Annotated in this window: 24 protein-coding genes and 2 pseudogenes; 11 read left to right on the plus strand and 15 right to left on the minus strand. The window is 68.4% G+C overall.

The genetic code is table 11. The features are described from left to right. The first annotated feature begins 537 nt into the window (after positions 1-537). The 5 genes and pseudogenes from ABT367_RS19000 to ABT367_RS19020 all read left to right on the plus strand — a co-directional run bounded on the left by ABT367_RS19000 (position 538) and on the right by ABT367_RS19020 (position 5,410). Entirely contained in the window at positions 538-1,506 is a 969-nt protein-coding gene (locus ABT367_RS19000) for an alpha/beta hydrolase (RefSeq protein ID WP_352254239.1), read from the plus strand. A gap of 260 nt (positions 1,507-1,766) precedes the next feature. After that, a complete protein-coding gene (locus ABT367_RS19005) occupies positions 1,767-3,380 on the plus strand; it encodes an ISL3 family transposase (protein ID WP_352254240.1) in 1,614 nt (537 codons plus the stop codon). Between the two features lie 54 nt (positions 3,381-3,434). After that, positions 3,435-3,872 carry a DUF4259 domain-containing protein gene (locus tag ABT367_RS19010; RefSeq protein ID WP_352254241.1) on the plus strand — a complete coding sequence of 146 codons (438 nt, stop codon included), beginning with the start codon at positions 3,435-3,437 and terminating at the stop codon, positions 3,870-3,872. Positions 3,873-4,516: 644 nt separating this feature from the next. Continuing rightward, positions 4,517-4,768, plus strand: a pseudogene (locus ABT367_RS19015) (hypothetical protein); the annotation flags it as partial. 84 nt (positions 4,769-4,852) lie between these two features. Further along, positions 4,853-5,410, plus strand: coding sequence for a cysteine hydrolase family protein (locus ABT367_RS19020; RefSeq protein WP_352254242.1), 558 nt, complete (start codon positions 4,853-4,855; stop codon positions 5,408-5,410). On the opposite strand, the gene ABT367_RS19025 is transcribed toward ABT367_RS19020, so the two are convergent. The 3 genes from ABT367_RS19025 to ABT367_RS19035 form a co-directional block, all read right to left on the minus strand. Further along, on the minus strand, positions 5,411-5,713 hold the full coding sequence (locus tag ABT367_RS19025; protein WP_352254243.1) for a hypothetical protein: 303 nt from the start codon (positions 5,711-5,713) through the stop codon (positions 5,411-5,413). A 194-nt stretch (positions 5,714-5,907) separates the two neighbouring features. Beyond that, complete coding sequence (locus ABT367_RS19030; RefSeq protein ID WP_352254244.1) at positions 5,908-6,483, minus strand: transcriptional regulator; 576 nt, start codon at positions 6,481-6,483, stop codon at positions 5,908-5,910. A gap of 321 nt (positions 6,484-6,804) precedes the next feature. Then, positions 6,805-7,062: a hypothetical protein gene (locus tag ABT367_RS19035; RefSeq protein WP_352254245.1), complete on the minus strand. Its 258-nt coding sequence runs from the start codon at positions 7,060-7,062 to the stop codon at positions 6,805-6,807. A 601-nt stretch (positions 7,063-7,663) separates the two neighbouring features. Between ABT367_RS19035 and ABT367_RS19040 the strand changes: the two genes are divergently transcribed. Continuing rightward, positions 7,664-8,071, plus strand: coding sequence for a hypothetical protein (locus ABT367_RS19040; protein WP_352254246.1), 408 nt, complete (start codon positions 7,664-7,666; stop codon positions 8,069-8,071). A 305-nt stretch (positions 8,072-8,376) separates the two neighbouring features. Here ABT367_RS19040 and ABT367_RS19045 read toward each other — a convergent pair whose 3' ends face one another. Beyond that, entirely contained in the window at positions 8,377-8,628 is a 252-nt protein-coding gene (locus ABT367_RS19045) for a hypothetical protein (RefSeq protein WP_352254247.1), read from the minus strand. Positions 8,629-8,791: 163 nt separating this feature from the next. Beyond that, on the minus strand, positions 8,792-9,481 hold the full coding sequence (locus ABT367_RS19050; RefSeq protein WP_352254248.1) for a TetR/AcrR family transcriptional regulator: 690 nt from the start codon (positions 9,479-9,481) through the stop codon (positions 8,792-8,794). 406 nt (positions 9,482-9,887) lie between these two features. Here ABT367_RS19050 and ABT367_RS19055 point away from each other — a divergent pair, with 406 nt between their 5' ends. Further along, entirely contained in the window at positions 9,888-11,030 is a 1,143-nt protein-coding gene (locus tag ABT367_RS19055; RefSeq protein WP_352254249.1) for a cytochrome P450 family protein, read from the plus strand. Between the two features lie 63 nt (positions 11,031-11,093). Further along, positions 11,094-11,579: a diadenosine tetraphosphate hydrolase gene (locus tag ABT367_RS19060; protein WP_352254250.1), complete on the plus strand. Its 486-nt coding sequence runs from the start codon at positions 11,094-11,096 to the stop codon at positions 11,577-11,579. 42 nt (positions 11,580-11,621) lie between these two features. Here the strand turns inward: ABT367_RS19060 and ABT367_RS19065 are convergent, their stop codons facing one another. The 4 genes from ABT367_RS19065 to ABT367_RS19080 all read right to left on the minus strand — a co-directional run bounded on the left by ABT367_RS19065 (position 11,622) and on the right by ABT367_RS19080 (position 15,728). Further along, positions 11,622-12,359, minus strand: a complete 738-nt coding sequence (locus ABT367_RS19065) for a hypothetical protein (RefSeq protein WP_352254251.1) — start codon at positions 12,357-12,359, stop codon at positions 11,622-11,624. Positions 12,360-12,444: 85 nt separating this feature from the next. Further along, entirely contained in the window at positions 12,445-13,056 is a 612-nt protein-coding gene (locus tag ABT367_RS19070; protein ID WP_434975492.1) for a DUF6234 family protein, read from the minus strand. A gap of 279 nt (positions 13,057-13,335) precedes the next feature. After that, a complete protein-coding gene (locus ABT367_RS19075; RefSeq protein WP_352254253.1) occupies positions 13,336-14,358 on the minus strand; it encodes a hemolysin family protein in 1,023 nt (340 codons plus the stop codon). Next, positions 14,355-15,728: a hemolysin family protein gene (locus ABT367_RS19080; protein ID WP_352254254.1), complete on the minus strand. Its 1,374-nt coding sequence runs from the start codon at positions 15,726-15,728 to the stop codon at positions 14,355-14,357. Before ABT367_RS19080 ends, ABT367_RS19075 begins: the two co-directional genes overlap by 4 nt. Positions 15,729-16,034: 306 nt before the next feature. Here ABT367_RS19080 and ABT367_RS19085 point away from each other — a divergent pair, with 306 nt between their 5' ends. Then, positions 16,035-16,967, plus strand: a complete 933-nt coding sequence (locus ABT367_RS19085; RefSeq protein WP_352254255.1) for a sporulation protein — start codon at positions 16,035-16,037, stop codon at positions 16,965-16,967. A 98-nt stretch (positions 16,968-17,065) separates the two neighbouring features. Beyond that, positions 17,066-17,521 carry a tellurite resistance TerB family protein gene (locus ABT367_RS19090; RefSeq protein ID WP_352254256.1) on the plus strand — a complete coding sequence of 152 codons (456 nt, stop codon included), beginning with the start codon at positions 17,066-17,068 and terminating at the stop codon, positions 17,519-17,521. Between the two features lie 33 nt (positions 17,522-17,554). On the opposite strand, the gene ABT367_RS19095 is transcribed toward ABT367_RS19090, so the two are convergent. Both ABT367_RS19095 and ABT367_RS19100 read right to left on the minus strand, forming a co-directional pair. Beyond that, positions 17,555-18,493 carry a M56 family metallopeptidase gene (locus ABT367_RS19095; protein ID WP_352254257.1) on the minus strand — a complete coding sequence of 313 codons (939 nt, stop codon included), beginning with the start codon at positions 18,491-18,493 and terminating at the stop codon, positions 17,555-17,557. Between the two features lie 5 nt (positions 18,494-18,498). Further along, complete coding sequence (locus ABT367_RS19100; RefSeq protein WP_352254258.1) at positions 18,499-18,915, minus strand: BlaI/MecI/CopY family transcriptional regulator; 417 nt, start codon at positions 18,913-18,915, stop codon at positions 18,499-18,501. A 179-nt stretch (positions 18,916-19,094) separates the two neighbouring features. On the opposite strand from ABT367_RS19100, the gene ABT367_RS19105 reads away from it, so the two are divergent. After that, complete coding sequence (locus ABT367_RS19105; RefSeq protein ID WP_352254259.1) at positions 19,095-19,670, plus strand: TerD family protein; 576 nt, start codon at positions 19,095-19,097, stop codon at positions 19,668-19,670. Between the two features lie 445 nt (positions 19,671-20,115). Here the strand turns inward: ABT367_RS19105 and ABT367_RS19110 are convergent. The 4 genes and pseudogenes from ABT367_RS19110 to ABT367_RS19125 all read right to left on the minus strand — a co-directional run. Next, positions 20,116-20,586 (minus strand): annotated as a pseudogene (locus tag ABT367_RS19110) (serine hydrolase); the annotation flags it as partial. Positions 20,587-20,660: 74 nt separating this feature from the next. Beyond that, positions 20,661-21,722 (minus strand): PP2C family protein-serine/threonine phosphatase, encoded by a 1,062-nt coding sequence (locus ABT367_RS19115; protein ID WP_352254260.1) that lies wholly within the window; start codon positions 21,720-21,722, stop codon positions 20,661-20,663. A gap of 148 nt (positions 21,723-21,870) precedes the next feature. Beyond that, positions 21,871-22,278 carry an ATP-binding protein gene (locus tag ABT367_RS19120; protein WP_352254261.1) on the minus strand — a complete coding sequence of 136 codons (408 nt, stop codon included), beginning with the start codon at positions 22,276-22,278 and terminating at the stop codon, positions 21,871-21,873. Continuing rightward, positions 22,275-22,694: a hypothetical protein gene (locus tag ABT367_RS19125; RefSeq protein ID WP_352254262.1), complete on the minus strand. Its 420-nt coding sequence runs from the start codon at positions 22,692-22,694 to the stop codon at positions 22,275-22,277. Before ABT367_RS19125 ends, ABT367_RS19120 begins: the two co-directional genes overlap by 4 nt. Positions 22,695-22,899 lie beyond the last annotated feature (205 nt).

The raw sequence follows: 22,899 nt of genomic DNA on the forward strand, positions 1-22,899 counted from the left end.
CGCACGACGGACTCAGGCAAGTACCCGCCGACAACGTTCCGGGTGGAGTCAGGACTTGCCGTTGGCGTAGAACCGGTCCCGCTGTCTCGTCCCAAGACCACATCCACCGGCGGAATCCTTCACCGGCTCACCAGGCCCTCTCAAGCCGCTACACGCAGACAGGAACGTTCGGAATACGGCTGCCTGCCGCTTACTTGAACGCTGACGCCGGCCCGGAACCTCGCACCGGATCCTCCTCAGCTATGGGTGAGGAGTGATCATCTCAGCGGTCGATGTCACTGAACAGTGTGTGACCGCTTCACGGAAAGCGAGCCAGAACCCCAATTTCGACAGCGCGCGTCGGACTTGCAGATTCGAACAGCGAGGTGCTTGTTCGTGCAGCGCCAGTGACGGGTCTGGCTGGGATTGAGGACGGTAGCTGTCCTCAATCTGCCCTACGGTCGGTCTGGGTCGCTGATCGGGTGGCCCGCAGCAAGAATCACAGCTGGTGGCCACTCATGAGTCTGGCTGCCTGCCGGATGAGCGAGGAGTACGACCATGGGCATGTCCGAGGCCGCGGACCGCGCTGACACCTTCGTCGGTCACCGGTTCACCGAGCAGCTGGTGGATCTGGGCGAGATCCGCATGAACTACGTCGTCGAGGGCGACCCGAGCGCCCCCGCGCTGCTGCTGATCCCCGCGCAGGGTGAGTCGTGGTGGGGCTACGAGGATGCGATCGGGCTGCTCAGCTCCGAGTTCCAGGTGTTCGCGATCGACCTGCGCGGCCAGGGCCGCTCCACGTGGACCCCGGGCCGCTACAACCTGAACACCTGGGGCGCCGACGTCGAGCGGTTCATCGACTTGGTCATCCAGCGCCCCACGATCGTGGCCGGGAACTCCTCCGGCGGCCTCATCACCGCGTACGTGGCCGCCTACAGCAAGCCCGGCCTGGTGCGCGGCGCGATCCTGGAGGACCCGCCGCTGTTCTCGTCCCAGGCCGCCCCGCCCTACGGCCCCGGCATGATGCAGACCTTCGGCCCGATCTTCCAGTTGTGGGCGAAGTGGCTGGGCCCGCAGTGGTCCGTCGGGGACTGGGCCGGCATGGTCAAGGCCGCCCCCGAGGAACTGCCCGCCTTCCTGCACCCGGGCATCGGTTTCATGATGGGCGACGGCGACCCCGAGGCCGGCGCGTCCCCCACTCCGGTGCAGCACCTCAAGGAGTACGACCCGGAGTGGGCCCAGGCGTGGGCCACCGACACCGCCAACGCTGGAGTCGACCACGCCACGCTGCTCGCCCAGGTGAAAACCCCGGTCCTGCTCACCCACCACTTCCACATGACCGACCCCGAGACCGGGCAGCTGATGGGCGCCATGACCGACATCCAGGCCGCCCAGGCCCGTCGCCTGCTCGAATCCACCGGCCGGCCGGTCACCTTCACCCCGCTCGACGCGCCACACACCATGCACGAGCCGATGGCACAGCAGTACACCGACGTCATCACCGACTGGATCAAAACCCTGCCCTGACCCGAGAACCGCAGAATCCAGACCTCGGTCGCTGCCGTGCGCAGCGGCCGAGGCTGTGGCCAGGACTCCCCATCACTCGATCGAACAGTGCGCCAGGCGGGCGCTGTCGAAACTGGTGAACATCTGCTGTCGGATCTCGGGCTCTGGCTCAACTTCTGTGACACGGCCACTCTCCGTGACTGCTGGGCCTCTTCGAGCTGTGGGTGAAGTCGCCTGAAAATGATCCCTGGGCAACACAGTTGGGCTGAATGTTCAGGGCCGTGGAAGAGGTCCTGCTCCGGCTCAAGGAGTTGCTGTTCCCGTCGATCGCAGCCGTCGCGGTGCTGTCGGTAGACGTGAACATCGCGATAGTGCGCGTTGACGCACAATGCACCGCCGACGGCGCCGCGTGCCCGGTCTGTGGCACCTGGTCGAACCGGGTTCACGGTTCCTACCGGCGGTTTCCTGCTGATGTTCCCAGCGGAGGCCGACGGGTTGTCCTTCAATTGAAGGTCCGACGGTTCACCTGTGGAAACTCGGACTGCGCACGCCGTACCTTCGTCGAGCAGATACCGGGCCTGACGCGCCGGCACAGTCAGCGGACCGAACGGTTGCGCTCGACCCTGGCGTCGGTCGGCTTGGCGCTCGCGGGCCGGGCAGGGGCCCGCATCGCCGGCGTTCTCGGCGTTTCCGTCAGCCGCAGTACGGTGCTTCGTCTGGTGGACGCGCTTCCCGAGCCCGAGGTGGCCGCACCACGGGTTGTCGGTGTTGACGAGTACGCGACCCGGAAGGGCCGCCACTACGGCACCGTCCTCCTCGACATCGAGACCCGCCGCCCCATCGACCTGCTGCCCGACCGGGAGGCGTCCAGCCTGGCGGCCTGGCTCGCCGCGCGGCCGGGCGTTGAGGTGATCTGCCGTGACCGGGCGCCGTTCTTCGCCGAAGGTGCCACCGTCGGCGCTCCACAGGCGGTCCAGGTCGCGGACCGCTGGCACCTCTGGCACAACGTGAGCGAGGCTGCCGAACGGGCCGTCGCTCAGCACCGCCGCTGCCTCCGCGCCCTTGTTACGGCCGCCCCCGATCCCGATCCCGATCCCGATCCGGAGCCTGCGCCGGAGAAAGATTCCTCTGGCTCGCCATGGCCGACCGGTCATCGTTTCGCCGACCGCACCAGGGCTCGGCACGCCGACGTCCACGCACTGCTGGAAGCCGGGCACAGTCGTCGCTCGGTCCAGCGGCAGCTCGGCATGACCTGGCGGACCGTCAAGCAGCTCGCCGAGGCCAAGGCTCCGGAGGAGCTGTTCACCGGCCAGTGGCAGAACCGGCCCTCGGTCCTCGATGACTACAAGCCCTACCTGGACGACCGGTGGAACGAGGGCTGCACCAACGCCTGGAAGGTGTGGGAAGAAATCGTGCCGCTCGGCTACAAGGGCAGCTACCAGCGCGTCCGCGCCTACCTGCACAAGAAACGCACTTCCCCACGACCGGTAGTCGCCCGGCCGCCCTCACCCCGAACGGTCGCCGGATGGATTCTCCGGCGACCGGAAACCCTTCCCGAGCCCGAACAACTGCTACTCAAAACCGTGCGCACCCACTGCCCTGAGATCGACGCGCTCACCCGACACGTCCGCGCCTTCGCCGTCATGCTGACAGAGCGCCAGGGCGAGCGTCTTCCGGACTGGCTCGTCGCCGTCCGGCAGGACGATCTGCCCAGTCTCCATACCCTTGCCGCCGGCATCGACCGCGACCGCGATGCCGTCATCGCCGGTCTCACCCTGCCCTGGAGCTCGGGCGCAGTCGAAGGCCATGTCAACCGCATCAAAATGATCAAACGGCAGATGTATGGGCGCGCTGGCTTCAACCTCCTGCGCAAGCGGGTGCTGCTTGCCTCCTGAGCGCACTGTCAGTGGCCAGTGCGACGATCCCCAGACGACCGCGCGAGGAGAGACATGGGCACCTGGGACATCGGCCCCTTCGACAACGACACCGCCGCCGACTTCGCCGATGAACTGGACGAGGCAGCACTAGAAGAGCGCGAAGCCATGATCCGGGGCGTGCTCAAGCGTGCCGCCGGGCCCGCGGACTTCCTGGGTATCTACGACGGCGAGCGAGCCGTGGGCGCGGCGGCTCTGGTCGTTGCCCAGCATTCTGACTGCGATCGGCCGTGCTCGAACTATGGCCCTTCAGAACCGATTCCGGAGTTGCCCGCAGACCTTCGAATGCTCGCCGTCGACGCCCTGGATCAAGTGGTCTCCAACCAGTCTGAACTCGCCGAGCTGTGGGCCGAAGCCGCGAACTGGTCGAAGTGGCGCCAGGACATCGCCCGCCTCCGCGACGTCCTTGACCCTCCGATCCCGCCACAAGAGGAAGCCCTGTTCGAGATCTAATCGGTGACCCACAGTCACGGACCACAGAACCTGAGCCAGAACCCGTTCTCGTGAACAGAGCCATAGGTGAACTGTGGCGGCGGCACCTTGGGGTTCTGGGTCTCGTAGTACAGCCCGTACACCTCCTCGCCGCTGTTGCGGGAGAGCTGGTTGCTGTATCCGGGGCCGAGCTCTCCCGGCCAGTATCCGTAGGCGACAGTGAACGCCAGATCGTCGTGTGTGCCCTAGCGCACCGCAGCCATCTCCCGGCTCTGTGCGCTGAGATAAGCCTCGACGTCCGCAGCCGTGCGCTCCCCCAGCGGCACCGGATCGGAGCCTCGCGCGGTGCGGCGCACCAGCTCCGCAGCCGGTATGCCGCGCGCCAAGTGGATGCAGTATCCGTACCAAGTCGGCGACCTCTCGGCCAGCCACGTGATCCCGTCGGAGTCCACAGGGCCTCCCCCGTCTTTGGACTCGGACCGCGACCGCAGGAGGTGGTCCCTCGCTGCGGCCGCAGCCCGATTTTGCCTTTGCCGTATGAGTGGATGTCGCACTCGATGGTGGCCCGGGTCGCGTCGCACTTCTCGAACCCGGTGACCTTCACCCACGTACTTGCCCTTGTCGAGCACACGGAACTTACCGGCGAAGCTGGAGATGCGGCTGCCGGCAGTGGTGTTCACCCAGTTGGACATGGCCGAGCGCCCGAAGAACTCCCGCTGGAACGAGGAACACACCGGTCCCACAAGCAGGTCCGGGCCCGCGTCGAGCACAGCTTCGCGCGGATGAAAGGTTGGAAGATACTGCGCGACTGCCGCCTCAAAAGCGACGGTCGGGGGCGTCGCGCGCCAGCGGCGCCAAAGCGCCCGCCGGCGGCGAGGAAGCCGGGGTGTACGACCGGTGGTGTCGCCGGGGCGTGAGTCATGGATGAGGAACACCGCACGGCGGCCATAGCGGTCAAGTACCGTGCGGGGCTGAGCCATCCGGCACGAGGGGAGAGCGGCATGACCACACTGGAGAACCGACCGAACACCGTTCTGCTCGTCGTCGACGTGCAGAACGGTGTCGTCGGCGGGGCCTACCGGCGCGACGAGGTGGTCGCGAACATCGCGGGGCTTGTGGCGCGGGCGCGGGAGGAAGAGGTCCCCGTCGTATGGGTGCAGCACAGCGACGATGGGCTCACGAAGGGGAGCGATGGCTGGCAGATCGTTCCCGAGCTTGCTCCCCAGGGCGCTGAGCCGCTCGTCGACAAGAGCTACGGCGACGCCTTCGAGGACACGGTCCTGGAGAACGTGCTCGCACGGCTCGGTGCAGGGCGGCTCGTCGTGGTCGGCGCGGAGACCGACGAATGCATCCGCTCGACGCTGCACGGTGCCTTCACCCGGGGATACGACGCGACGCTGGTGAGCGATGCCCACACCACGGGCGACACGAGCGCATGGGACGCGCCGCCCCCGGAGCAGGTCATCGCGCACACGAACCTCTACTGGACCAACCAGAAGGCGCCAGGGCGGACGGCCGGAGCCGTCGGCACCAAGGACGTCGACTTCCAGGCGCGCTGATCAGGGGCTGGCCGACCGCCGGCGTACGCGGAACGGGAGGATCTCGACCGCCATCGTGGATGGCTCGGCGGGTAGCGGGGACGTAAGCGCTGCGGTGAAAGCCTCGTCCGCGAGTATGTCCATACGGTGCTCTACCTCGGGCCGCGGCACCTCGCCCCGCTTCACCTCCAGAAGCGCGAGTTTGTGGTCGTCCAGTTCCCGCAACACGACGGGCAGCAGGTGGGCCATGTACCGGCGTTCCAGCAACGGCGTGCAGATCGCCGCATCGGACTCGTCGAACAGCAGGTTCGTCTCGAGCGCCACCCGTGCCTTGTTGGCGGCCTCCTTGGGGCGAAGCTCAGGGAGCTTGCGCTGCTGACCATGACCTCCGCAACCTGGTCGGTGGGCACGGGGATCGTGACGTCCTGGGGGCGCAGAAGCCATCACTGTACGAGGCCGAGCCCGTCATCGAGTCGTTTGGTGACCTTTGGGGGGATGGAAACCGCAGCCGGAGCCGATTACGCAGCGAAGCCGATCGCGGTGCAGTACTCGTAAGCGCCCCACTGACTGCCGAGATCGGGCAGGACGTGGTCGGTCCATGCCGTATCGAGGCTCTGTGCGTCGCCGGCCGCCCAGGCCGCGACGATCGCGTCCCAGCGCCGCACGTTCATGTCCCGGAAGGGAACGACGCGCTGCTGGGGGCGGTTCACGCCGGACTGGTTGAGCGGGTGGATCTCCACCCGGGTGCCGCGGCCGGCGCGGTTGAGGCGCTTGAGGAGATGCTGGGCGACGTTGTGACGGCGCACCGTGCGGTAGGCGGCATCGATCTTGTCCAGGTTGCGGGCGGTCGGCCGGCGCTTCCCGTCCAGCCATGCCTTCAGCGTGCGGTCCGTGACGGTCAAGCCCGCGGCCCGGGCAGCGCTGCGGGCGTGGTCGGTTCGCGTCAGATAGTGCAGGCGCGCCATCAGCCCGCGTCGCGCGGTGACCGGGGTGGCGATATAGCCGGCGAGGTCGTCCAGCTTGCGGGCCACCAGCTCACTACCCTTGGCTCCACGGGCACCGAACTTCCCGAACTCCCCGGTCCTCTCCGGCACCTACCTCACGCCCCGCTTCCGGATCGATCCTGTATCGACTGCCACAGGATATTCGCCAAGCCCGAAGGCCCTCGCCTGTTCCCGCGCCCGCGTGTCCCCACCAGGCACTTGATGGAACTCGTCACCGTGCCGCTGGAGTGCACCGGCCATCGGTCAGCATCGCACGAAGCCTGAAGTCTCCATCGTCCAACTCCCCCCAGGCCCTCAGCGTCTTGCGCTCATGCACCGGCCGAAGCACTCGCGGTGGCGACGGCTGGCGGCCGCCGCGGGACGACTACGGCCTGTCTACCGCTGCACCGGTAGACAGGCCGACGAACAGGGTCAGTCCTTTGTGCAGCCGAGACCGCCGACGGCGAAGCTGTCCTTGGCATCCGTTCCGAACGCGCTGAGACAGTGCCAGGCGCCGACTCCGGTGAAGATCGAGCCAGGTGCGTAGTGACCTTCGGGGCCTTTGCAGCCGGTGCCGGTGACCGCGCCCTTGATCACGTCACTCTCCTTGACGTCCGCGCAGGTCCACACGCCCGGCACATCATCAGGCGCAGCCGCGGCTGCGGTTGCGGGTACAGCTGCGATGCTCAACGCAACCAGGCTCACAGTGACAAGGGCTCTACGCATCAATGTTCCCTTCGCGGGTGCGGAAACGTACCCGGCGATCAAAACGCGCCCATGCGTGGCGGGCGACTCGGATCATCCATGCGGGTGGCCTCCGCCGGGCCATCGGCATGGCGTGCGCAACGCAGAATGGAGGTCGTGAACGAAGAGCCGCTCGACCGGCGCGCGCCGGTCGAGGTCAGGACACCCAGGCTCCCGGGTGGGCCCCGCGTCACGCTGCCTGGACGGAGCCGCCACGTCACCCGTCGAACGGCGCGGTGCGCACGATGCGCTGGATCGCCATGGCGTCGTGTCGCTGCTGCGCGGCGCGCAGGGCGTCGAGGGGCAGGCGGGAAAGCGTGGCGGTCAGGATGAACGGACAAAGCCTCGTAGTGCGTTGCCGTGCTTCGAAGCCTCGCCAGGTCTACCGAAAGGGCCCTCCTCAAAAGGGCCGCGGGTGCGCGGGCCGGGACATGAGAGGCACGGTTTGCATCCAGATGCAAAGTGCTCCCTGCCCGACCTCGGTTCCCTAGGCTGCCCGCGGTTCCTGCTCTTGACGGACTGACTTTCAGGGGGAGATCGCATGGGGATGCGAGGCAAGCAGGCCACCGTGGTGGCTGCCGCGACGGGCATCGTGGCGGTGCTGCTGCACACAGGTCCGGCGCACGCGGCAGTGGCGGTACGCGATGCGCGTTGCTCGACCACGGGCGCCCAGGGGTGGATGGTCGCCGAGATCTACTCCGGCTACGTCACCGGCCATACCAACGCCAAGGACACGCTCGGCGACGGCCATCACGCCCGGGCCCGGTTCGTTGTCGCCACCACTGCCGGTCACTACTACGGTGACTGGGTCAAAGCCACCGGGGGCAAAGGCGACTGGCAAGACGCCTACGACACAGTCGCCTATAACGGCCGAGTGACCGGCATCGCGATCCAAGCCGCACGGTTCGAGAAGAACAGCATGTTCAACGACTGCGTCATCTACGACTACAACTGACCAACCCTCGCCGCACGACCGGGCCCCGGCGCCGGTCCAGGGCGAACACCCGGGGCCGCCCTTCATCGGGCGGCCCCGGGAGAACCACGCCGAAGGACCCGGACACAGGCGCCAACCACCACGCACAAACAGCTACACCGGAACGATCCCTGGAAGCGCCAGAACCCCGCCAACATCAGCCGGCACACGCACTGCTCGTGCGAGGGCCCCAGGATCCACCGCAACAACAGCCCTCCACGCGTACGGCATGCAGGACGTTGGGCATCGGCGCCCGGCACAGGCCGGTCGGGTCGGGTCGGTCAGGTTCAACCGACCTCGGCGACCCAGCCGTACGGCAACTCGTCGCCGTCGACCGTGATCGCTTCCACGGTGCGGGTCTGCGGATCGATGTCCGCCTCGATCCCCTCGCCCGCGTAGCGGGGGAAGCCACTCGCACCGGTCATCCCCGTGGCCTCGACCGTGGCGGAGCGGAGCACCCCGCCGTGGTCGACATGGGAGTCGGCGTCCGTCAGCTGCGGCTTGAGCAGGACAGTGAAACGGGAGGGGGCGCTGTGCATGAGCCGAGGCTATCCGCGCCGAGTCCGCAGACCTGGCCGCCTCCATGCCGTGGTCACCCGACCAGCGCAGCACATGCGCCGAACGTTCCGTTCCGCGTCTGGCCAGGATGACTCACCGTAAAACCGGCCGGGTCGGACAACCGTCAGGGTGCGGAGGCGCGGGTCATTGCGGACCGCGGGGCGTTCGGGTCGTTCGGTGCGGCCCCAACGCGCCGAGCGTTGAATGGAGTTGAGCGGGTTCGAGGGCGGGGGCGGGAAGCGGCGCTGCATCCGGCACCGGACGCAGCCCGGCCATGAACAGGGCGAGTGGGCGACGCCAGGCGTCGGGGGCAGTCGCAGCAACGAGCGCGGGGACCGCACGGCCGAGCGCGGCAAGCCCGAAGAGGACGTCTTCCACGGTGACATCCGGCCGAATGCTGCCCTCTGCCCGACCGCGCTCGAGGAGCAGTTCGAGCGTGCGCCGATTGTGCGCGTGCACGACCTCCAGTGCGTCGATGCCCTGGAGGTTCGTCGTCATGAGGTCATTCGCGGCGCGGTCAGTGGCCAGGACCGTAAAGACGGCCTCGAGATAGTCGGTCAGGCCCGTCCAGGCGTCCGGGGTGGTGCGAGCCCTCTCGCCCGCGAGTGTCGTGTCACTCAGGGGATCGCGGAACACCGCATCGATGAGGGCGGCGCGGGTGGGGAAGTGACGGTAGAGCGTGGCGTTGCCCACGCCGGCCCTCCGGGCGATGACGTCCAGCGGTGCCTCGAGGCCCTGTTCGACGAAGACCTCATGGGCCGTCTCGACGAGCAGCTCCCGGTTGCGGCGCGCATCGCTTCGCCGCGGCCTCGTCTGCTTTTCGCCGGTGGTCATCAGGTTCCGCCTCTGTCGCGCCTCGGGGGCGAGCCTTAACGGGGAGGGCTCCCCGGTAAGGATGCTACCGTCCTCACAGCAAACGGGGAGCACTCCCTGTTTCAGGGAGAGGTCGATGGATGGAACTGCATGGGTGCCCGACGGCAGATCCCAACGCCCCGCTGCCCGATCGCAATGGACAGCCGGGTGACAGGCGAGACGAGCAGGCAGCCGGAACGAAACGAACCGATCGAACTCACCCAGGCTGCCGTCGTCCGCTGCACCACCCCTCCCCCGGTTTGATTCGACGCTCTGCACATCCGCCCGCCAGCTCCGACCACCACACCCGGAGGATCTCGTGCAACAGGCCCCCACGCTTGAGGAGTTGTCCCCCACAGGACACGATCCGGCAACTGATCCCCACTTCGTGTATGCACAGCTGCGCGCGAAGGGGCCGGTGCACCGTATCCACGTCCCGGAGAGCGGCGACTGCTGGCTCGTCGTGACACGCGACGCGGCACGTGCCGCACTGACCGATCCACGGCTGCGAAACGACATCGCGTACTCGTCGTCGTGGCGGACGGACGGCGGCCACGCCATCGGCCGCAACATGCTGCAGAGCGATCCGCCGCAGCACACTCGGCTACGGCGGTTGGTCGCGAGCCACTTCACCGCCGGGCGCGTCACGGCCTTGCACCCGCGGATCGAGGCACTCGCGGACGGCCTGCTCGCCGCGCTGCCCAGCAGCGGCACCGTCGACATCGTCAGCCGCTACGCCCTGCCCCTGCCCGTCTCGGTGATCTGCGAAATCATGGGCGTACCCGCGTCCGCCCACGGCACCTTCCACACCTTCTCCAACGAGCTGGTCCTGCCCACCTCGCCCGAAGCGGGCGCGGCGGCCTCCGCGCAACTCGAAGCCTGCATACGCGAGTTGATCGCACAAAAGGCGGCAGCACCGGACGGAACGCTGCTCAGCGATCTGGCCCAGGCGGCCGCGCAACCTGACAGCCTCACCCCGCAAGAGCTCTCCGGAATGGTCTTCCTGCTGCTCGTCGCCGGGCACGAGACCACGGTCAGCCTGATCTCCGCAGCCATGTACGCCCTCCTCACGCACCCGGAGCAACTCGCCCTGCTCCGTGCCGATCCGGCACTGCTCGCCCCGACCGTGGAGGAGGCGCTGCGCTTCCACACCCCGGTTCACGCCACCGCATTCCGCTTCGCGGCCGCACCCCTGGACCTGAGCGGCACCCCCATCGCGGCCGGCGACTCCGTCCTGGTCTCCTTGGCAGCCGCCTCCCGCGACCCCCTCCACTTCACCGCCCCTGACCGCTTCGACATCCGGCGTCAGCAAGTAAGCCACCTCGGCTTCGGCCACGGCCTGCACCACTGCCTGGGCGCACCGCTGGCCCGCGCCGAGACCGCCATAGCGCTGCGCCGCCTCCTCGCACACCACGCCACGATCGAGCTCGCCACCGACCCGGCAGCTCTCACCTGGCGCACAAGCACCCTGCTCCGGAGCCTGACCGACCTACCGGTCCGGCTCGCCCGGCGCCGCGGCACAACTGCCTAGCAACCAGACAGCAAGGCATCAAACGAAGAGTGGGCCTTGATCACCGGAATGTAGGTTCTGGCCATGACTCGTGACTGGCGGATGGCTCGGATCGGGACTGCGCTGAGGGGAGAGAACCCCACTGTGCTGCGACGGTTGACGTCGGGGTTCGCGGTGATCGGGGACGTTCAGTTCCTGCCGGGCTACTCGGTTCTGCTCGTGGACGAGCCGGACGTGCAGCGACTGTCGGACCTGCCGAAGGCGAAGCGGCTGTCGTTCCTGTCCGACATGGACCAGCTCGGTGAAGCGGTCGAGCGAGCCTGCCGGCAACTGGACCCGGCCTTCCGACGGGTCAACCTGGAGATCCTGGGGAACACGGACCCCTTCTTGCATGCGCATGTCTGGCCGCGGTTCGATTGGGAGCCGGCCGATGTGGTGGGTGCTCCGGTGTGGCTCTATCCGCGTGAACGGTGGACCGATGAGCAGTTCAGACTCGGTCCACAGCATGACGTGCTGCGCCATGCGATCGGCAGTGAACTGGATCAGTTGCGCTCGGTGTCTGACGGGTAGTGGCCGCCGTGGGCCAAGGTCTGCGGTCCCGGCGCGTGAGGCTCACCCCATTGAACGTGCCAGCTCGGAGGCGTGTTGTGCCTGGACAGCAGACAGCCGACGCATCTCCCACAGCAGCACGGCCGCATACGCTGCCTCCGGGGACGGCGGCGGTGGCCCGTCCGTCAGGGCGACACCCGTCAGGGTGGCCAGATCACCGGCGTCGATGCCCAGCAAGGCCGCGAAGTCTGTCACCAGGCGCGGAGTCAGCTCCAAACGATCCGAACCGATCATCCCGTAAGTGGACGCCGACAGGTACGAGGGCGTCACGAGCCCAAGCGTCATCGCTATGCCCAGGTGGTTCAAATTGCGGTACTGCAGCATGCGGATGACCCAAGTACCAGGCCCACCCTCCGTGGGCGCGAGCCACCTCGGGGCAAAGCCGGATCCCCGCTCCTCCTGCGGCAACGCGCGGACCATCCGGAGGAGTTCGTGACGTTCCGCTGCGGGAAGACGCACCGCATCCGTCACGGTGTGCCGCACAGCCGGTGCGGCCGAGGCGTCCAGCGGCGCCATCTCGTCCGGGACCTCACGACTCGCGAGAACGAACAAATCAACGGCGTGAAAGCCCAGTTCAGAACTGATCCGCCGGAGAAACTCCTCCCCCGGACTCCCCCCTGCCAGCACCGCACGGACTTCGCCAGCATCCAGCCCGGCACGATCGGCCAGGCCCTGCGCGCTGAGCTCGCGGGCGTCCAGCAGACGAGCCAGCATCACGCCGAAACCAGGATGCTCCGTCATGCCCCCGCAGACTAGTCAGCCCACCAATCCTCACCCAGGGGTGAGACCGTCCGAGATTTCCCTCGAGCTGAGGAGGGTGAAAGGCTCAATGGCCGCGGGGAGGTTCGAAGCACTCTGTTTCCAGGTACGGGCCGGTTACCGTCACTTCGTAGTTGGAGCGCTGCACGAACGCGGAGACGCAAGCATCAGGTCGGACCTTCAGGGCGATGATCGAGCCGCGAGGCGTGTCGTCGTGGCCTGTCTCGAACGCGCTCCGCTGCTGCATCTCCAGCACCATGAGGCTTTCGCGGCCGTAGAGGCGATGGTCCATGACCCGTTGCTCTTCGTAGCCGAGTTCGAGCAGGGCCGCGCGCACGGACACGACATCCCAGGCGCGTTGCTCCCACAGGCGTGCGAGCACCGGTTCGATGCGTGCGGCCTCGGCTCGCGCAAGGCGTTCGGAGGACGAGGACATCTCTGCCGTACGACGGTGGCCGCTGTTCTCGTCGTGGGGCAACCCCTCCTCCGCCGCCGTCGGCTGTGGGTGGGCGTCGCGCCACTCGGTCACCGTGACGTTCACCGCGACGAGACTCAGGATGACCGCACAGGCCGTCTGCACAAGGGCCGTGCTCCGGGGTCCGAAGCGCAGCAGCGCAGCCGAGATCAGGAGCGCACCCGCGGCCAGTGCGCCAAAGGCGAGGCCCGGTGTCCAGTTCATGGCCGGCTGCGTCTGCGGACACGGGCCGCGATTTCGTGAAACAGGTGCTGGTACTCCGCGGACAGCTGAGCGCATCGTTGCCGCGCGGAACTCTTTACACCGGCTCCTGAGGGGGAGCTGGCCGCACTCGCCACGGTCATCCCCAATCGGCCGTGGCTGCCGGTGCGTTGCCCGCCATGCGGCCGACCGCCGAGACCCCGCCGTCTACGACGACGGGGTCGGCGGCAACGCGATCGTGGTGGGTTGATTCTCGGCGGGGCCGGGCGCCACCGCCTCCGGTCAGGCCGCCGCGGGAGCCGGCCCGACCAGTTCGGACAGAACGTCCTCCATGGTCACGAAGCCCAGGACGATGCCCTTGTCGCCGGTCACCGCGGCCAGATGGCTCCCCTCGGCCCGCAACGCCGTGAGGGTGTCGTCCAGTGGAGTGTCGATCCGGACTCGAGTCACCGTGTGGAAGGCGTCAGGCGGGAAGGGCCGGTCCCGGTCGGCGACGCCAAGAGTGTCCTTGATGTGGAGATAGCCGAGCAGCGCTCCCCCGCTGCCGCTGACCGGGAACCGCGAGTAGCCCGCCTCGGCGGCCCTGCGCTCCAGGCGAGCGGGCGTGATGTCGTCGCCGACGGTCAAGAACCGTCCGGCAGGGACGAGGATCTCGCCCACCGGGCGAGTCCCCAGCTCCAAGGCATCGCGCAACCGCTCCCCGTCGGCGGGCGAGAGCAGCCCCGCCTCGCTTGAGTCCTCCACCATGCGGGCAAGCTGATCGTCGGTGAACACCGACTCGACCTCGTCCTTCGGCTCGACGCGCAGCAGCTTGAGCAGCCCGTTGGCGAACGCGTTGATACCGAAGACGACCGGACGCAGCGCCTGGGTGAGGGCCACGAGAGCCGGACCGAGCAGCAGCGCGGTCCTGGCCGGAGCCGCGAGCGCGATGTTCTTGGGAACCATCTCGCCGATCAGCATGTGCAGATACGTGGCCACGGTCAGCGCGATCACGAAGGCGATCGGGTGCACCAGAGCCCCCGGCACGTGAGCCGCCTCGAAGGCGGGCTCCAGGAGGTGCGCGATAGCCGGTTCGGCGACCGCGCCGAGTACCAGCGAGGAGACGGTGATGCCCAGCTGGGCGGTCGCCATCATCGCGGACAGGTGCTCAAGGCCCCACAGGGTCAGCCGGGCTCGCTTGTTTCCCTGTTCGGCGTACGGCTCGATCTGGCTGCGGCGTACGGAGATCAGGGCGAACTCCGCGCCGACGAAGAATGCGTTGGTGAACAGGGTGAGGGCGCCGATGACGAGCTGAAGGGTGGTCATCGCAGGGCCTCCCGCCGCCCGCTCTGGCCCGGGACGCGATCGAGATCCGCGGCCGGTTCCGGTGCTGTGCGCGCAGGCTCGATGACGCGGACGCGGTCTGCGCGATGGTGTTCGACCTCGAGGACCTCGATGCGCCAGCCGTCCAGGTCCACGGCGTCGCCCTTGTCCGGGATACGGGTCAGCCGGGTTGCGATCAGACCCGCGACCGTCTCGTACGGTCCCTGCGGTGCGTGCAGGCCGATACTCGCCAGCTGACCGATGCGGACGCCGCCGTCCACGTCCCAGACCGTGCGGCCATCCGCGTCGACACCGGCGGGCTGCAGGTCCGGTGTCTCGACCGGATCGTGTTCGTCGCGGACCTCGCCGACGACCTCCTCGACGATGTCCTCCACCGTGGCGACACCGGCCGTGCCGCCGTACTCGTCGATGACGATCGCCATCGTGCGGGTCGCCCGCAACCGCTCCAGGAGCCGGTCGGCGGGCAGACTGTCGGGCACCAGGAGGGGCTCGGTGGTGAGCGCGGTGATCGGGGTGGTGGCGCGTTCGGCCGGCTCCAGTGCCAGGACGTCGCGGATGTGCACCGTGCCGATGACCTCGTCCAGGCTGTCGCGGTAGACGGGAAAGCGGGACAGACCGGTCGCGTAGGTGAGGTTGGCGGCGTCGGCCGCCGTGGTGTGCGCTTCGAGCGCACGGACGTCGACCCGCGGAGTCATCACGTTCTCCGCGCTCAGCTCGTTCAAGTGCAGGGTGCGGACGAACAGGTCGGCCGCGTCCTGCTCGATGGCGCCCTCGGCCGCGGAATGCCGCGCAAGGGCGACCAGCTCATCAGGCGTACGTACGGAGGCCAGCTCTTCGGCTGGTTCCAGGCCGATGCGCCGTACGACACGGTTGGCGGTGCTGTTCAGGTGGCGGATGAACGGGCCGAACGCCGCGGTGAAGCCGCGCTGCGGACCCGCAACCACTCTCGCCACGGCCAGCGGACGCGAGATCGCCCAGTTCTTGGGCACCAGCTCGCCGACAACCATCAGGACAACCGTGGAAAGCGTGACGCCCAGGACGGTGGCCACCGTGCCGGCTGCGGGGCCGAGCCCGATCGCTTCAAGCGGACCTCTCAGGAGGGCCGCGAGCGACGGCTCGGCCAGCATGCCGATCAGCAGCGAGGTGACGGTGATGCCCAGTTGGGCACCGGACAGTTGCAGGGTCAGGCCGCGTACCGCCTTCAGCGCACCGCCCGCCCCCCGCTCACCCGCCTCGACTGCCCGCTCCAGCGCGCCGCGCTCGACGGTGGTCAACGAGAACTCGGCCGCGACGAACACCGCGCAGGCCAGGGTCAAGGCGAGAGCCAGGAGCAGCAGCAGGATCTCGGTCACCGTGCCACCCCCGTTTCCTCGCGTTTCGCGGGCGTACAGGGAATGGCACAGCTGGTACTGGGAGGCTCGCCCATCGGGGGTCGCTCACTCCTTCGCTGGTCGGCAGGTCTGCTGGTCGGCAGGTCCCGTGTCGGTGATTCGAGTGTAAAAGGGCCGCAAAACCCCCACGTGAGGGGCCTACAAGCCTAGTCTCTACGCGCCTGTAGAGAAAGAAAACGCACGGGCCGGGGCTGATGTTCCCGCTGCCCGGATCAGATCTGCAGGCATCGGACACACGCTTCGGAATCAGAAGGAGTACGCGCCACGATGGTGCTCAAACGACTGCTCAGCTCGCTCGGCGTGGGCGGCCCCACGGTGGACACCCTCCTCGATGCCGGCCCTGCCCGGCCAGGTGAACAACTGACCGGCCGAGTCCACCTCCAGGGAGGTGACCGCGACTTCGAGATCGAACAGATCGCACTGGAATTGCTGGCCCTAGTGGAGGCCGAACACGAGCATGGCGAGAGTCAGGGGTACGTCGCATTCGATCGGTTCGTGGTGGGCGGTGGCTTCCGGCTCGCCGCCGGGGAGCAGCGCGAGGTGCCCTTCGCCGTCTCCCTCCCGTGGGAGACCCCGGTCACCGAACTGCACGGCCAGTCGCTGGGCGTCGCGCTCGGCGTCCGCACCGAGCTCGCGGTGGCCGGTGCGAAGGACAAGAGCGACCTCGACCAGCTCACGGTCGGCCCCTTGCCGGCACAGGAGGCAGTCCTGGAGGCGCTCGGCCAGCTCGGATTCGGCTTCAAGTCGGCCGACCTGGAGTACGGCAGGCTCACTGGCACGGGGCAGCGACTGCCCTTCTATCAGGAGCTGGAACTGACTCCAGCACCCCAGTACGCGCTCGCGTTCACCGAGCTCGAGGTGACTTTCCTGGCGGGACCGGAAGGTATGGACGTCATCCTGGAAGCGGACAAGAAGGGTGGTCTCTTCCCGTCCGGGCACGATGCGGTGCAGCGGTTCACGGTCAGCCACGTGGGCCCGGCGGGTCGCGATTGGAACGCGGAAGTCGGCGGATGGATCCGCCAGTTGGTCGAGCATCGATCCTCGTACGGCGCTCACTCCGACCACGGGCACGGCCATCACTCGGGGATGGGGACCGCCATGGCTGCGGGCGCGGCTGGAGTCGCCGTCGGGGTCGCGGGCGGACTGGTCGCGGCCGAAGTCATCGACGAGGTGGGGGACTTCTTCGAGGGCGACGAGTAAGCCCGCCGTACCCACCCTGCTAGTTTCTACATTGCTGTAGAAACTAGCTCGGAGCGGACCACGCCCCGGGCCGCAGCCCGAACCTGTAGGGAGCATCCATGGGCCTGTTCGACCGCTTCAAGGAGTCCGCCGCGCAGATGCAGACGCAACTGCTGGCAAAGAAGAACGAACTCAAGAGCGGTGCCTTCAGGGACGCATCCATGGCGATGTGCGCCCTGGTGGCCGCCGCAAGCGGCTCCATCGACCCCGTGGAACGCCAGAAGGTGGCCCAACTCATCGCCACCAACGAGGTACTGAAAAACTTCGAGGCCGCCGACCTTCAGCGGCGCTTCGAGGAGAACTGCAACAAGCTGTCCGCCGACTTCGCCTTGGGCAAGGTCACCGTCCTGCAGGAGATCGCCAAGGCGAAGAAGAAGCCCGCCGAAGCGCGTGCGGTCATCCAGATCGGCATCGTCATCGGCGGCGCGGACGGCGACTTCGACAAGGACGAGCAGCAGGTCGTTCGCGAGGCTTGCTACGCCTTGGATCTGCCGCCGCACGAGTTCGACCTCTGAGCCGACTGGCCAGGAGGTGCGCTGCGGCTCCGTCTACAGCGGGGTCGCGGCGCGCAGGATCAGGGCCAGCGTGACGGCCGAGTTCGCCGAGGACATCGCCGACAGGAGCGTGCCGGCGGCCGCTGCCCAAGCCGCCAGTCCCACTGTGGTGAAGGAAGGTGGCCAGGTTCGCGCCGCCGGGGCCGGACCAAGCAGGGCGGCCACCCGCCGCGGCACCGGACCTGGGGCGGCGAAGCCCGCGAAGCTCGGCACGGGCGCGCCACGCGAGACGAGTGCCGCCTTGCCGATCGCGCGGGCCACAGCCTTGCGGTCCCCCACGCACTGGGCCGACTCCTCGTCGGCCCAGCGTTCGGCGGTGAACACGACGGCCGTACGCAGCGGCCGCAGGAACGGGTTGGCGCGTGCGGCCAGTTGGACCGTGAGCAGGAACCGATGATGCCCCGCGCTCAGGTGCGCACGCTCATGAGCGAACAGGGCGCGCCGCTCCCCCGCGTCGAGGTGTCCGAGCAGGCCGGTGGTCACGACGATCCGCTCGCGGCCTCTGCGGCCTCCGGGAAGCGCGTACGCGTAAGGCTCCGCGTCCGGCAGCACCGCGACCTGCCCTCCCGGCAGGTCCACCAGCGCCGACTGGGCCTGACGGCGCACCCGAAAGTGCCGCCAGGCCACTCGGGCACAGGCCAGCGCGACGGCGATGAGCGCGGGGATGGCGGCCTTGCCGACGATCTCGTCGTACGGGACGGCCTCACGGACCTCCGGGTCCGACCAGCCGTCCGGCAGGGGATTGCCGGGCAGTTGAGCCGTGCCGACCACCATCGCAAGCGCCAGGCACAGGGTGCTGCAGAGGGCCATCACCGCGGCCACCGACGTCAGCAGGCGGGTGGCCGTACGCGGGAGCAGATTATGTTCGGCGAGGCGGGCGATGGGCCATGCCGACAACGGCAGGACCAGCGGCAGGAAGACGAAGACCCCCATGGCGTCTAGCGCTCCGCCTCCCCGTCCGGTTCTTGCCCCTCCGCTTGACCGAGGAGTTCGCGCAGCAGCCGCTCGTCACCCGGCGGCAGCGCGGTGACGAAGCTGGCGAGTACGGCCTCCCGATCGCTCTCCCCGTCCAGCACTTTGCGCATCCGCAGTGCAGCAAGTCCCGCTTCGTCGGCGGCGGATGTCCACACGAAGGAGCGGCCCTCACGTTTACGGGTCACCGCGTTCTTCGCCATCAGGCGAGTCAGGATCGTCATCACAGTGGTGTAGGCGAGATCGCCGCCGAGCCGCTCTTGCACCCAGCCCGCGGATACGGGGCCTTGCGCCCGGCCGAGCGCCGCGAGCACCTGCCCCTCCAACTCGCCCTGCCCGCGCCGCCGGGTGCGCGGCTGCGGCGCGTCGTCCTGATGTGCCATCACCATCTCCCTCCGGCGGCCGTTCTCGCAGTCCGAGAGGGCACCTCATCGTACTGATCAGGGGCCGTACGCCCGATGTTCGCCTCGACGCCACCCGCTTCTCTATTTTCTACAGTGTTGTAGATTCAATTCTCCGATCCCGTTTCAACTGGAGCCACCGCTCCCATCAGGAGGAGAACATGGGCGTTTCCCTGTCCAAGGGCGGCAACGTATCCCTCAGCAAGGAGGCCCCCGGCCTGGCCGCGGTCACCGTCGGCCTCGGCTGGGACATCCGCTCCACCACCGGCCAGGACTTCGACCTGGACGCCAGCGCGCTCCTGGTCGACGAATCCGGCAAGGTCCTGTCCGACCAGCACTTCGTCTTCTTCAACAACCTCAAGAGCCCGGACGGTTCGGTGGAGCACACCGGCGACAACCTGACCGGCGAGGGCGAGGGGGACGACGAGGCGATCAAGGTCGACCTGACCACCGTCCCGGCCGAAGCCGCCAAGATCGTCTTTCCGGTGTCGATCCATGAGGCGGACAACCGCGGCCAGAGCTTCGGCCAGGTGCGCAACGCCTTCATCCGCGTCGTCAACCAGGCGGGCGGCGCCGAACTGGCCCGGTACGACCTCACCGAGGACGCCTCGACCGAGACCGCGATGGTCTTCGGCGAGCTCTACCGCAACGGCGCCGAGTGGAAGTTCCGCGCGGTCGGCCAGGGGTACGCCTCGGGCCTGGCGGGCATCGCCCGCGACTTCGGCGTCAGCGTCTGACCCGCTTGGCTCGCACCCCCACGGCAGCCGGAACCGCCGTGGGGGTTGCGGAGCCAGTGATGCCGGTTGCCTTGCGTCGTTCGCGTACGGGCGGCGAAGGCCGGACTCAACCGAGCGGCCCGGCACCGGCCATGACGGGCGACGCGGACTCGGAATCGCCCGGCGTCCCCTTGTTCCGACCCCGCAGATCGACCACGTCGAGTACCGCATGCTCCACCGCGAGCAAGAACGCAACGGCCACAACGCCCACCGCACTCCACCTGCGTCGGGCAGCCACAGGAGCGCTGTCTGCAGATTGCCGCCAGCGCTGCGGGCAGCACCCACCACAACAGAACCGCACGGCTCAGCAATGCGGCGACCGAGGCGGCGGCGGTGAGCACGATCCGACGACGAGAGCGAGCGCGGGCCGCCACGCGTCGCCCGGGCAGAAGGCGAAGGGCCGGGGCTACCACGCACAACGCCAGCACGCCGGCGCGGGCGACCATGCCCCAGCGCAGGGTGAAGGCGAGCGGATCGGCCGGGCGCTGCCCGGGTCCGCTCCGGACAGGATCCGAGCCGTCCCCAGGGCCGCATGGTGGAACTCCTGGGCCCGCAGCAGGTGGAAGGCGTTCTGCAGGGCGATGACGGCCCGGTCGCTGTCGGGCGGCAGGACGACCATGGCGTCGTGGCCCGGCAGGGATCCGGATTTCCACACCATGCCCTCGCCGGCGCCCTGAAGTGTCCCGACGGACCAGCCGAGTCCGAAGCGGTCGTTGTCGCTGTCGACATGACCGCACTGCATCTCGGCCATCGCCTTGGCGGAGAGGACCCGCTTCCCGTCCAGTTCCCCGCCGCCGAGCTGTGCGAGGGTGAGCCGGCTCAAATCCCTCACGCCGCCGCCCAGATGGGCCCCCGGCGCCGCCCGGCAGGGCACGGGCGGGTCAGTTGGTTGCGGCGACCATCACGACGGGGCACATGCCGCCGGGGGCGACGTCCCCGTGAGCACGTTCGTCATGGCCGCTGATAGCGCAACAGCAACATGGCCGCGTCATCGTGCAGCGGCCCGTCCGCGTGCGCGACGAGGTCGGCACGCAGCGCATCCAACGCCGCCTGCGGGTCTCGCTCCTTGAGCAGGAAGGCGTGGTCGCCGAGCGGATAGAAGGCGCCGGTGCGGTCCCGGGTTTCGGTGACACCGTCGGTATAGAGCAGCGCTTGGTCGCCTGGGGCGAAGCCTGTCTCATACGGCTGAGGGCCTTTGACTCCGTGCAGGCCGAGTCCCAACGGCAAGGCGTAGCGCGGTGGTTCCGGAAAGGCCGTGGCGCCGTCGGGTCGCACGATCATCGGTGCAGGGTGACCGTAGTTGAGCAGCGTGATGGTGTGTGCGTCGGTGACCTCGGCGAGGATCGCGGTCACGAACTTCTCCCCGTGCAGTTCGCGGCGCACGGCGCGCTCCAGGCGGTCTCCGACGCTTGTCAGGTCTGGCTCTTCGTGAGCCGCCTCGCGGAACGCGCCGAGCACCAGCGCGGCGGTCTCTACGGCTTCGAGGCCCTTGCCCTGCACGTCGCCCACGATGACGCGGACAACTCCCCGCGGGGAGACAACCACTTCGTACAGGTCACCGCCGATCCGGGCCTCCGCCACCGCAGAGGTGTAGGAGACGGCAACCCGAAGGGGTCCGGCGCTGCGCGGCACCGGACGCAGCAAGACTCGCTGAGCAACCTCGGCGATGGTGCGGACGCTGGCGAGTTCGGCCTCACGGCGCTGGCGCATCACCGCCGCGGCGAGACCGGCCACGGTGACTCCGGCGACCGACGCCATGGCGGTGTAGACGCGGCGCTGCGAGTACGTCTCGTTGTAGATGCCGAGTGCGGCGCACAGCACCAGAGCGAAGGCTCCGACGGCGGCGGTACGGCGCCAGCCGCCGACAAGTCCGGCGAAGGCAGGGCCGAGCGCCACAAGGGGCAGATAGCCCACCCCGGGGCCGGCGCTGACGTCGATCGTGGTCACGATCGCCATGACGACGAACGGAAGTGCCGCCAGGGCGGTCAGGCGCGGCGGTTTCTCCTCAGCCATGGCGTGCTCCAGCAGGACTACCTCTGAGTCGAGCGGCCTTCCATGGCGCTCCCCCAAACATTGACCCTATGCAAAGGTTTCTCATTCGAACCATTCGTATGCAGGTCTGTTACCGAATCGTCAGTCGCCCCGTCGCCCCGGTGCAGACCTACACGACCAGAGGAATCCGAGCCTGGATCCGTTTGCCACCAGCACTCGACTGCATGTGAAAGTGACTGCACAGTTCGCGCACGAGTCCCAGCCCGCCCTCGGAACCAGTCGTCCCGTCGGCGTCCACCGACTCGATCAGCGTGGGCACGGTGTCCCATACGCTGACCTCGACTTGCCCCCCGCGCAGCTGGAGTTCGAGAACACAGGGGCCCGCGGCGTGCCGGGTCGCGTTCGCCAGCAACTCGGTCACGACAACCCAGAGCCTGCCCACGGTCGACGTCGATACGGCAGCCCCGCTCGCACGAACCTCGGCAAGGAAGTCCTCGGCCAGGTTCCGAGCCTGCTCCCCCATATCCGACTGCCCGTCGAAGGCCCTCCCCGCGTACAGCACCCCGGCGCTGCTCATCCGCCGCGGCGGACCGACCGCACCACTGCGGCGTAGCCGGCCAGTGCCAGAAGCCCGGCGAGCACAACGCCCCGGGCCCAGTTGCTCGGCATGTCGCCCGGCGCAGCGATCCCTCTGGGAGGGATGCGGCCCTCCGGGTCGTACACCATGCCGATCGACTCCCCCGGATCCACCGAGGCGTCGCAGCCCCGCCACAGACGGGCGGCGACAGCGGTGCCGTCATCTTGCCGAACCGTGCAGAAGTATCGATCACTTTCGTACGATGCAGCCGTCACCATCACCTCCGTCGTCTCTCCACGCTGCGCGAGCACCGCCCCGGCCGTGACCTGCGGCACCACCAGGGCCAGGCACGCGCCAAGCGCGCCGACGATGGCGGTGAGTATCCGGCCGACGCGCGTAATGAGCAGGTAGAGCACGAGGGCCGAAGCTCCTACGAGTGCCAATGCGGCGGCCCTGGCCGCCGGCAGGCCGGCCACCGTGCCGACGACACCACAGGCGATGACCACCCCGGGCCCGACGACCCCAACCGCCACACCTTCGACCCTCAGCCAGCGCGGGGGCGGCAACGCCGCGGGACCGTACCGGATGCGCAACGCGATCCGACGACCACCCTCTCGTTGC

The organism is Streptomyces mesophilus, assembly GCF_040300965.1.
GTDB lineage: Bacteria > Actinomycetota > Actinomycetes > Streptomycetales > Streptomycetaceae > Streptomyces > Streptomyces mesophilus_A.

Coding starts and splice junctions, on each gene's coding strand:
- ABT367_RS19000 (WP_352254239.1), top strand. CDS start 538: ATGGGCATGTCCGAGGCCGCGGACCGCGCTGACACCTTCGTCGGTCAC.
- ABT367_RS19010 (WP_352254241.1), top strand. CDS start 3,435: ATGGGCACCTGGGACATCGGCCCCTTCGACAACGACACCGCCGCCGAC.
- ABT367_RS19020 (WP_352254242.1), top strand. CDS start 4,853: ATGACCACACTGGAGAACCGACCGAACACCGTTCTGCTCGTCGTCGAC.
- ABT367_RS19040 (WP_352254246.1), top strand. CDS start 7,664: ATGCGAGGCAAGCAGGCCACCGTGGTGGCTGCCGCGACGGGCATCGTG.
- ABT367_RS19045 (WP_352254247.1), bottom strand. CDS start 8,628: ATGCACAGCGCCCCCTCCCGTTTCACTGTCCTGCTCAAGCCGCAGCTG.
- ABT367_RS19050 (WP_352254248.1), bottom strand. CDS start 9,481: ATGACCACCGGCGAAAAGCAGACGAGGCCGCGGCGAAGCGATGCGCGC.
- ABT367_RS19060 (WP_352254250.1), top strand. CDS start 11,094: ATGACTCGTGACTGGCGGATGGCTCGGATCGGGACTGCGCTGAGGGGA.
- ABT367_RS19065 (WP_352254251.1), bottom strand. CDS start 12,359: ATGACGGAGCATCCTGGTTTCGGCGTGATGCTGGCTCGTCTGCTGGAC.
- ABT367_RS19070 (WP_434975492.1), bottom strand. CDS start 13,056: ATGAACTGGACACCGGGCCTCGCCTTTGGCGCACTGGCCGCGGGTGCG.
- ABT367_RS19075 (WP_352254253.1), bottom strand. CDS start 14,358: ATGACCACCCTTCAGCTCGTCATCGGCGCCCTCACCCTGTTCACCAAC.
- ABT367_RS19085 (WP_352254255.1), top strand. CDS start 16,035: ATGGTGCTCAAACGACTGCTCAGCTCGCTCGGCGTGGGCGGCCCCACG.
- ABT367_RS19090 (WP_352254256.1), top strand. CDS start 17,066: ATGGGCCTGTTCGACCGCTTCAAGGAGTCCGCCGCGCAGATGCAGACG.
- ABT367_RS19095 (WP_352254257.1), bottom strand. CDS start 18,493: ATGGGGGTCTTCGTCTTCCTGCCGCTGGTCCTGCCGTTGTCGGCATGG.
- ABT367_RS19100 (WP_352254258.1), bottom strand. CDS start 18,915: ATGGCACATCAGGACGACGCGCCGCAGCCGCGCACCCGGCGGCGCGGG.
- ABT367_RS19105 (WP_352254259.1), top strand. CDS start 19,095: ATGGGCGTTTCCCTGTCCAAGGGCGGCAACGTATCCCTCAGCAAGGAG.
- ABT367_RS19115 (WP_352254260.1), bottom strand. CDS start 21,722: ATGGCTGAGGAGAAACCGCCGCGCCTGACCGCCCTGGCGGCACTTCCG.
- ABT367_RS19120 (WP_352254261.1), bottom strand. CDS start 22,278: ATGAGCAGCGCCGGGGTGCTGTACGCGGGGAGGGCCTTCGACGGGCAG.